Source organism: Xenorhabdus vietnamensis (assembly GCF_002127535.1).
Lineage (GTDB): Bacteria > Pseudomonadota > Gammaproteobacteria > Enterobacterales > Enterobacteriaceae > Xenorhabdus > Xenorhabdus vietnamensis.
In genome coordinates this window covers 468948-477946 of sequence record NZ_MUBJ01000001.1, presented here as the reverse complement: position 1 = coordinate 477946, position 8999 = coordinate 468948, and the positions used below count along the sequence as shown (strand labels likewise).

Sequence of the window (8999 nt, the reverse complement as noted above, 5' to 3'; positions counted from 1 at the left end):
TTATGAGGCGTTCCCACCGGCTTTTTGTAGCTGAATCCCTGACGGTGAAGCCATTTTGTCATCCCGGCCACCGTGAAAGCAACCTGCCAGCGCGCCCAGACACAGGCGACAATTTGTGCGGTAGTGTGCATCAAATTTGCTGTCAGATACTCAACTAATTCTGTCGCTTGTTCGGCAGACAAACGGCTTTCAGAGCCCCCATTTTCAGGGGCGAGTTTTTCCCCAGAGAAATAATCCTTAAGATGGCGACTCACCGTACTTTCATGAATACGCAAAGCCTGCGCAATCATCTGGGCAGTCCAGCCTTCTGATGCCAAAAGCACGGCCTTGATGCGGTCACGTACTCTTCCATCACGAGTCGTATCATGCATCAATTCGAGGGCTTTTTTTTGGGCATCTGTCAGATTAATTTTCATGGGCGCGATCCTGCGCTGATATGAATGAAAAATCAAGCATCTTCAATTACGACGGGTATAGTATTTAGTAATTTAAAGTCATTAATACTTGCAGTAACCATAAACCCTCTATTTTTTCTAAAAAGATACCACATACAAAAAGATTACATATTCTACTACAGATAAATTAATCCTGCATTCACATAAAAATCATAACATTGCTATTCTGACATAACTCTCTTCTAAAAAAATGTAATGTAAACTTCATACATAATTACAACTTTAAATAATTTCATCTTGTTAATTAACTTATAGCCTGTATCAGGCTACAAATACATTTAAGTAAAAAATCATAATTACATTTATTTTTAGTAAGCTCGTCGACATTGGTACAAAGATGAAAATAAGCCCTGCAATAACAGGGCAACTTATCGATTATAAAAACGGTTCAAAATGGAATCTCATCCCCCCAGCCCATTTTCTCCTCTTCCAATAACGCAGCAGGTTGTGCTGCCGGAAGAGACTCTCTTTCCTTTTTCGTTTTAGTCGATTGAGGGAGTTGTGGTTTCTGCTCTGGTTTGTGCCCAGCCAGCTGAGTAGCCACTTGTTTTGCATCTCCACGACTGCCCAACATCTGCATCGTGCCATTCACATTGACCACCACTTCGGTTGAATAGCGATCCTGTCCCTGATTATCCTGCCACTTGCGTGTTTGCAACTGGCCTTCAATATAAACCTGAGCACCTTTTTGCAGGTACTCCGCCGCAATTTCTGCTAATTTGCCGAAGATCACCACCCGGTGCCATTCGGTTTTCTCCCTGGTATCGCCGGTTTGTTTATCCCGCCAGCTGTCTGACGTGGCCAGCGACAGCGTTGCCACGGAGCCACCCGTTGGCAGGTAACGGATTTCCGGATCCTGCCCCAGATTTCCGACTAAAATCACTTTGTTAATTCCACGCGAAGACATATCAGTTTCCTCCCTGTTATGCTGACTGGCGTTGTGTCCAGCGCCCTTGTTGCAGGGCCAATTTTGCCTGTTCACGGCTGGCAAAATACTCTGTTGATTCACGGGAGCACAGAACCCCTGCATCCATCGTGCCGATATAAAACCCTGCACGGCTTTGCAACACGGCTAACGGTAACTGTTTATGGCAATATTGCAGTGCCAGAACACCAATCGGGGCAATATTCATCTCTGTATCCTGCTGTCTTTGATAATAAAGGAACTGCCCTGAAACATCAGGGCAAATCGGTGGGATAAAAGGAATATCAGAATGAATTCTCTGCATATTCAGTTTGCGCAACTCCGTTCTGGGGAGGAGCCGAATCAGACTGTTCAGCCTGATAGACTTTGTCCTGACCGATTTTGATCCAGTCAACTTTAATCAGACGGGCTTTCAGGCTGACACGCTGTTCGCCGGCATGATCACCGCGTTTCAGGGTGAAAATATCAGTGGACGGGTTACTTAATGTGAAGCCCAGCAACACTTTCTTATCCTCATCCACCGATTTCTGGCAACGACCGATCAGACTGGTCGCTTCCTTACCCACCACGGTGATATCAAAACGGACATAAACCGGGTTATCACCCGGGCCATTTAATGCATTGATCACGCAACTCAGGAACGTACCGCTGGCGGTGCTGACATGGCGGATATTATTCAGATAACCCAGTCCTTTAATATTCAGGTTGAAATAGTCGTTTTTGGTTAAGGTTGTGGTGTTCTCAGACATACGATGTTCTCCATGGAAGTAAAAATACAATGTGACGGAGAAAACCCTACTCCCTGACGGGAATGTTTTTTCCCGCCGGGTGTCAGACACAGACGTTGCTGACGTTATGATAAAGAATAATGAACCTTCATTGCCGTTGAACCGGCAATATCTGCTTTCAAAGGGGGCAGATGTACCGCGTTGAGGCACTCCCTTTCAGGCCACGGGAGTTTTACAACCACCCAAAGGCGATCGTTGCAGGCTCACCGATCATTTAAGAAACAGGCTGATTCTTAAAGCATCCTGTCAGCACGTCAATCAACAACCAGATCATCAAACTTTTTGATTTGCCCGCCTGACTTTACGCGATTGGGTTAGCGCTTTAGCATTCAGCATTCCTTTACAGCCCGGGTAGTTCACACAACCCCAGAACGGCGAGGTTTTCCCCTGCCGCTGCCGCATCCGGCTGCCACAGTTCGGGCAATCCGGGGTTTTCGGTAACGTCAGTTGCAGCGGCAGGGCCTTGCCGCGCTCGACTAAATGTAAAAGCCATTGCACCTGTTTCTGCATAAAAACAGCCAGCGATGTTTTGCCTTGCGCAATATCCTCCAGCGACTGCTCCCATAACGCCGTCATGCCCGGACTGGTCAGCACCTCCGGCAACCCGGCAACCAGTTCCCGTGCCAGTGGTGTTGACTGAATCGCTTTCTTTTTCCGCTCAATCAGCCCGCGTTTAAACAACGTATCCAGAATACCGGCCCGGGTCGCTTCTGTGCCTAACCCGGCACTTTCACGCAAAACCTGTTTTAGTTGCGGATCACTGACCAGACTGGCAGCATTTTTCATCGCAGCAATCAGCGTGCCTTCGGTAAACGGTGCCGGGGGCTTGGTCTGTAGTGACCGGATGTTGACTTCAACAATCTGACACCGGGCGCCCTGATGCAACACCGGTAAGGGCAAATCCATTTCCTGTTCTGCTTGCTCACCAGCTTCATCGGTCAACAGCGTTTTCCAGCCTGTCACCACATTCACCCGCCCTTTGACCCGGAAGTGTTGCCCACCGATATCCAGTGTCACTTCAGTCACATCCGTTTCCTGCACAGGCAGAAACTGCGCCAGATAATGCTGACGAATAAGCTGATAAACCTGTAACTCGTCGGTCGTTAACCGGGTGAGGTCAAAAGCGTGACGTGTGGGGATAATGGCATGGTGGGCCGTGATTTTTTTGTCATTCCAGACCCGGGAAACAAGTCGTTTGTCCAGCTGACTGATAATATCGGCCATCGCCGGATCGGTTCGCACCAGCGCCGTCAGCACCACCGAAATATCTGCCTGCATGGGCACGGGCAGATATCCGCAATCCGTACGCGGATAAGTCGTCGCTTTATGGGTTTCATACAGAGACTGGGCAATTGCCAGTACCTGACTGGCACCCATGCCCCAGCGACGGGACGCCGTCTGCTGCAATGTCCCCAAATCAAAGCAGAGTGGTGGCGGGGTTTTCTCCCGTTTTTTGCTGACCGCCATCACCGTGGCTTGCATTGCCTGCTGACAACGTTGTTGTACTGCCTGCGCCACAGCCTCCCGGAGACAGCGGTTTTCGGCATCGCCATCCTCCGCAGCGGGCAGCCATTTCGCCTGAAAGTGGGTGTTGTCTTTTTCCAGCTTCACCATCACCTGCCAGTAATGTTTCGGCACAAAGTGACTGATTTCTTTATCTCGGTTCACCACCAGAGCCAGCGCCGGGGTCTGTACCCGACCGATGGATAACACGTCCCCGAACCCCAGCGCCTGGGCTTTCAGGGTATACAAACGGGTCAGATTGATACCCGTTAACCAATCGGCGCGTGCCCGCCCCAGCCCTGCCTGAGTTTTCTCTGCAATATCCTGTCGGGTGACCGCCAGTGAACGGTAAGAGCGCACAAGACCGTAAATCTGGCGAATGGCACGGCTGCCGTTGTGCAGAAAGGCATCCCGCTCTGCACGTGAAATCAGCCCGTAATGAAAAACCTGAAACGTTTTCATCGCCAGCTGGTCGTAGCCAACCAGCAGCCAGACACAGCGATAACCTAATGGCGAATGACTGTAGACACCAATATTCAGTGGTTCGACAGAGGAAACTGAGGATAAGGTGATCTGCTTTGGTACAGCATTCAGAGTATCCTGCAAAGTGGCAAGACTCTGTTGGAGATTGGTAGACGCAGCTTCCAGCTTCTGCTCCAGTTTCACCAGCCAGGCATCGGCATACGGATTATCGGCAGCGATATCCACACTAATGTTACCAGCCCGTTTGATCACCTGAGGCATCCCAAGGATCTCCGCAACCTGATGCATCTTGCTGATCTCTTCCCGCCGGCGCCCTGCCCACAGCCGGATAGCATAGTGAGTATGTAATTCAATCGTTAATGAAGAGGTTAAGACTCCGGCGCGCCGCTGCGGCTGGGATGCGAGTTTTTCTTCCAAATCTGACATGCACAAAGACTCCCATTTAGCCTTGATAAGTCAGTCAAACTATCAGGGCAAAGGAGGCTGAAATTCAATGGATAACCAATTATGGAACAAGAAGAAAAAATAGGCGGGATTGGCCCACTGTCAAGGTTGATTATTTTCCAATCAATGCTGGCAGTGCCAGCACTGTATAATATCTGAACAAATAAATCAGGAGTCTCATGAAACCTGATTTAACCGGAGCCTCATCAAAAATAAAGGGAAAAATACCATCCTGACCACTCTGCCGTTTCACGGGAAATCTATTCATCATGAGTGGAGCTGCTCACGAGCCTACCCGTTCAATGGCCTCATCAACGTAGTTCTTAATGTTAGGAATGCGGTGGATTTGATCGGTCAGGGCATCATATCACCTTCTTCAATCCTCTTCTGATAACGATAAAATGCATCCCCCGATATCTCCATAATTTGACATGCTTTCCAGACATTACTGGGTTCTTTAACCAGATTTAGCAAACCCATTTTATGTTTGATAATGAGCTTGTTAGTATAAAGCGGGGGAGTTACCTCGTATTCTGTATCCAAGATTATACACCCTTATCAAAACCGGTAACTCTTAACCTTTCAAGGTCCAATGTCATATCGAGTGTCAAGTGAGGACTAATACAGTTAATATAATTCCTTAAGGATACACTTCCATGTTCCAGTCTTTCCCAAAAAAGACTGTCTCTCTCAGAGACAGACTTGAGCATAGCCAGGTTATTATTTATTTTGTGGCCATAATAACCGGGGCGATCACTGCCTTATTAATTCCGGATACGTCAATTTTAGAGGTAGCCATAAACCCGACATTGGCACTGATGCTATATGTGACTTTCCTTCAGGTTCCTGTTGTCGAGCTAGCCAAAGCCTTTACGCGCGTTCGATTTCTCACACCGCTGCTTCTGACAAATTTCCTGATCATCCCCATTATTGTTGCTGTGCTGATACGATTTCTTCCGGAAAATCCGCTGCTTTTACTCGGCGTACTTCTGGTGCTTCTGACTCCCTGTATTGATTATGTCGTAACGTTTTCGCAACTGGGGCGTAGCGACTCACGACTGCTGTTGGCTTCCACTCCTGCGTTACTCATTGTACAGGTTCTAATTTTACCGGTTTATCTACATTTTTTTCTTGGTGAACAAGCCTCAGGATTGGTCCATTTCGGTCCTTTCATTCATGCTTTCATTTGGCTGATAACGGTACCTTTATTCCTTGCGGCCTTAACTCAGTTCTGGAGCCACAGAAGCCACACTGGTGGGATTGTCTTCGACGGACTCGGGGTTCTGCCCGTTCCCGCCACGGCACTAGTACTTTTCACCGTTGTGGCTGCTATGGTGCCTAAGTTGGGAGTTGCGAAGACAGCTGCTTTACACGCAGTTCCCCTTTACGCTGCGTTTGCTATTCTTGCTCCTCTGGCAGGGTGGTATGTATCACGGATTTTTGGACTTGAGACAACGGCTGGCAGGGCTGTGGCATTCAGCGCAGGTACACGAAACTCTCTGGTTATACTTCCTCTTGCACTTGCTGTACCAGGTGCGATACCCATTTTACCTGCGGTTATCGTTACCCAAATTATAGTTGAATTGGTCAGCCAGCTTGTTTATATCAGACTGATACCTAAATTAGGAAAATAGCAGCTAATAATTAATCTTCCCTTGATTGGTGGCTGGAATCAGGGCTAATGACATACGACAACGCTTAACATACGTTTTCGTTCCATTGGCCCCCTTTTCTGGATGGCTCAAAGAGCGATTAAAACGACAGTCGCAGTGCCAGTGCAGACAACGTCACGAAAAGAACCGGATTGGTCATCACGATCCCGACGCGGAAATAATAGCCCCATGAGATGATGATATTTTTCTGCGTAAGAACATGCAGCCAAAGTAACGTCGCCAGGCTCCCAATGGGCGTGATTTTAGGTCCCAGATCACTGCCAATAATATTGGCGTAAATCATGGCTTCTTTGATATAGCAGAATCAAAATAATATGGCATAATATCTGAATTCCAATGACAAGGCAGAGTCGTGAGATGGGTGACAGTTTAGATTTCCGCAAGAAAGTACTGGCATACAAAGACAAGCATTCGTTGACTTTCGAACAAACAGGTGCCCACTTTGATATCGCTATCCGCACCCTGTTTCTGGAGTCACAAGATAGAACCTTGTGTGACGCGTGATAAACCGCCCACGAAAATCAGTGATGAGGTGCTCATCATCGATGTACAAAATTACCCCGATGACTATCAGTGGGAAAGAGCAAAACGCTTGGGGGTCACGCAGTCAGCTATCCATTACGCATTGAATCGGCTGAATATCACCTTCAAAAAAAACGCTAAAACACCCCAACGCTGACGCTCAGGCTCGTCAGGCGTTTGTCGAGCGCATCCGCCACTATGAACACGCGGGCAAACCGATTGTTTATCTGGATGAAAGCGGTTTTGCGCAGTCTATGCCACGTACACACGGTTATTCGGCGAAAGGGCTGCGTTGTTGCGGTACACACGACTGGCATGCCAAAGGTCGAATGCCATTGGCGCTATCATCAAAAAGACCTTCGTGACCTTAAGCTTGTTTGCAGGGAGCATTAATGCGGAGGTCTTTCATGCCTGGCTGACACAGGATTTGTTGCCAAAGCGCCCAAGCAGTGCAGTGATTGTCATGGATTCTGTTGCCAAAGCCATTCGGGAACGCTGGCCGAACACAAAAATCATTATTGCCGCAGATAATGACTGGCATCGCCACGACGAGCTGGATAAGAACGGCAAACCCAAAGTAAATATCGGCAAGCTCTCAGCAGAGAAAGCAGCGCTGGCGGTAAATGGTTGGGTTACATTGCCACCAACAGAGCATAAAGCTGACTGGGATGATTATCGCCAGCAATATGGCATTGAGGCAGCACAACAGGTATTTTGTGAGGGATTATTTCAGGTAAGGGAACCGATGAATAGTTACACAGTAGAAACCCGTTGTTATGACAATGTTGAAAGCATTTACCCAAATCGCAAAACAAAATTACCGCTGTCAATCGGCTCAGAAGGCTTTGATGCCCAGTTAGACTACATGGTTAAAGGCATTATTCCGGCGCATTCTCTGTGCAGCATTTACGGGGCAAGCGGGTCATATAAAAGTTTTCTGGCAGGCGCATGGGGTTGTCATATTGCCACGGGTAAGGTATGGGCAAGAAAACAGGTTGCTCAGGGTTCCGTAGTGTACGTGGTCGGTGAAGGCGGGATCGGCGTACCCCGGCGCATCAAAGCATGGGAAATCGTCAACAGTCAGACGGTTGAAAATATGTATCTGATTAATACGCCCGTTTTTCCGGCCTCGCCTGCCGAAGTGCATGAGCTGGTGATTGCCGCCCGGCAGGTTGAAACTGAAACAGGTCAGCCAGTCGTTTGATTATTCTGGATACATTAGTCCGTTGCTTTGGCGGCGCGGATGAAAATGATTCAAAAGATATGGGCGCGTTTGTCCGGGGTTGTGACGAACTGAAAGCCAAAACAGGCGCAAGTATTCTCGTGGTTCACCACTCCGGCAAAGATGAAAGCAAAGGCGCAAGAGGTTCCAGTGCCTTTCGCGCCGCATTGGATGTTGAATACAAGATCAGCCGCGAAGGGAAAAAAGGTGGTGCGTTGATTATCGTCTGCACCAAGATGGAAAGATGCCGAAGAGCCGGAAACCAAAGCCTATGGCATGCGCGTGGTTGAACTCTTTACAGATAAAGACGGTGAGGATATTACGTCACTGGCTCTGATTGACAGGCCACGTGATCCGGTTGAAGAGGACGAAATCGGTCATGTTTCCAATAAGACCGATAACCATACGGCACTATGGCAATGTATCCGGTCGCGCACTGCCCTGAAAGGGCCTTGCAGCATTACCCTTGTCCGTGATGATTTAAAATCAATGGGTGTGAATGTGAAGAATTTCAGCCGCTGGTTGACCAAGTTAGAGCACGACGGGCTGATTACCCTTAATGGGCAGGAACTTAGCATTGTTAACCGAAATAATGAAGATTAAAAAATGAGAAGCACAAAACACATTGATTTTTAAGGATAAAAAATTATCAATTCCTCACCTGTTTTTGCAGTGAGGAAAATAAAAAATGAGGAGAAAAATGAGGCATAGGTGAGGAAACAAACTATTTCTGGCAGGTATTTTTCATCTCTCCGTGTTACCGGGTTAATGTATTAGCTCGGTAACACGGAGAAGACAAGCGCAGCGCGTCAGTTGTCATAGGCCAAAATGATTTTCGCCTCATTAATCGAGAAAATCTTTCTGGCTGGCAATCAGTTTTGCGCCACAGGCAGTGCTCATTCCATCTACGGTGATAGGTTTTTCCTTAGTTCTTAAATTATCACCGCCCTCGAAAAATAGAAAAAACCTCTGGCGATTCTCCAT

Annotated in this window: 8 protein-coding genes and 3 pseudogenes; 3 read left to right on the top strand and 8 right to left on the bottom strand. The window is 47.8% G+C overall.

The genetic code is table 11. The annotated features are described in order from the left end of the window. From Xvie_RS02030 to Xvie_RS21300, 6 genes are all read right to left on the bottom strand, one after another. On the bottom strand, positions 1 to 416 hold a 416-nt coding region (locus tag Xvie_RS02030; RefSeq protein WP_167376218.1), incomplete at its 3' end, for a helix-turn-helix domain-containing protein. A gap of 427 nt (positions 417 to 843) precedes the next feature. Next, positions 844 to 1362 (bottom strand): single-stranded DNA-binding protein, encoded by a 519-nt coding sequence (ssb, locus tag Xvie_RS02025; RefSeq protein WP_086107718.1) that lies wholly within the window; start codon positions 1360 to 1362, stop codon positions 844 to 846. Positions 1363 to 1378: 16 nt separating this feature from the next. Further along, positions 1379 to 1588: a hypothetical protein gene (locus tag Xvie_RS02020; protein WP_086107741.1), complete on the bottom strand. Its 210-nt coding sequence runs from the start codon at positions 1586 to 1588 to the stop codon at positions 1379 to 1381. Positions 1589 to 1664: 76 nt separating this feature from the next. After that, complete coding sequence (locus Xvie_RS02015) at positions 1665 to 2129, bottom strand: STY4534 family ICE replication protein (protein ID WP_069317030.1); 465 nt, start codon at positions 2127 to 2129, stop codon at positions 1665 to 1667. A 312-nt stretch (positions 2130 to 2441) separates the two neighbouring features. After that, positions 2442 to 4580, bottom strand: coding sequence for a PFL_4669 family integrating conjugative element protein (locus tag Xvie_RS02010; protein ID WP_086107717.1), 2139 nt, complete (start codon positions 4578 to 4580; stop codon positions 2442 to 2444). 130 nt (positions 4581 to 4710) lie between these two features. After that, positions 4711 to 4869 carry a hypothetical protein gene (locus tag Xvie_RS21300; protein WP_167376217.1) on the bottom strand — a complete coding sequence of 53 codons (159 nt, stop codon included), beginning with the start codon at positions 4867 to 4869 and terminating at the stop codon, positions 4711 to 4713. Positions 4870 to 5254: 385 nt separating this feature from the next. Between Xvie_RS21300 and Xvie_RS02000 the strand changes: the two genes are divergently transcribed. Next, positions 5255 to 6232, top strand: a complete 978-nt coding sequence (locus Xvie_RS02000) for an arsenic resistance protein (protein ID WP_086107715.1) — start codon at positions 5255 to 5257, stop codon at positions 6230 to 6232. A 118-nt stretch (positions 6233 to 6350) separates the two neighbouring features. Here the strand turns inward: Xvie_RS02000 and Xvie_RS01995 are convergent. After that, positions 6351 to 6566 (bottom strand): annotated as a pseudogene (locus tag Xvie_RS01995) (ArsB/NhaD family transporter); the annotation flags it as partial. Positions 6567 to 6628: 62 nt separating this feature from the next. On the opposite strand from Xvie_RS01995, the pseudogene Xvie_RS24300 reads away from it, so the two are divergent. Both Xvie_RS24300 and Xvie_RS01980 read left to right on the top strand, forming a co-directional pair. Next, positions 6629 to 6950 (top strand): annotated as a pseudogene (locus Xvie_RS24300) (IS630 transposase-related protein). Between the two features lie 642 nt (positions 6951 to 7592). Beyond that, positions 7593 to 8618 (top strand): annotated as a pseudogene (locus tag Xvie_RS01980) (helicase RepA family protein); the annotation flags it as partial. Between the two features lie 240 nt (positions 8619 to 8858). On the opposite strand, the gene Xvie_RS21295 reads toward Xvie_RS01980, so the two are convergent. After that, on the bottom strand, positions 8859 to 8999 hold the full coding sequence (locus Xvie_RS21295) for a PAAR domain-containing protein (RefSeq protein WP_167376216.1): 141 nt from the start codon (positions 8997 to 8999) through the stop codon (positions 8859 to 8861).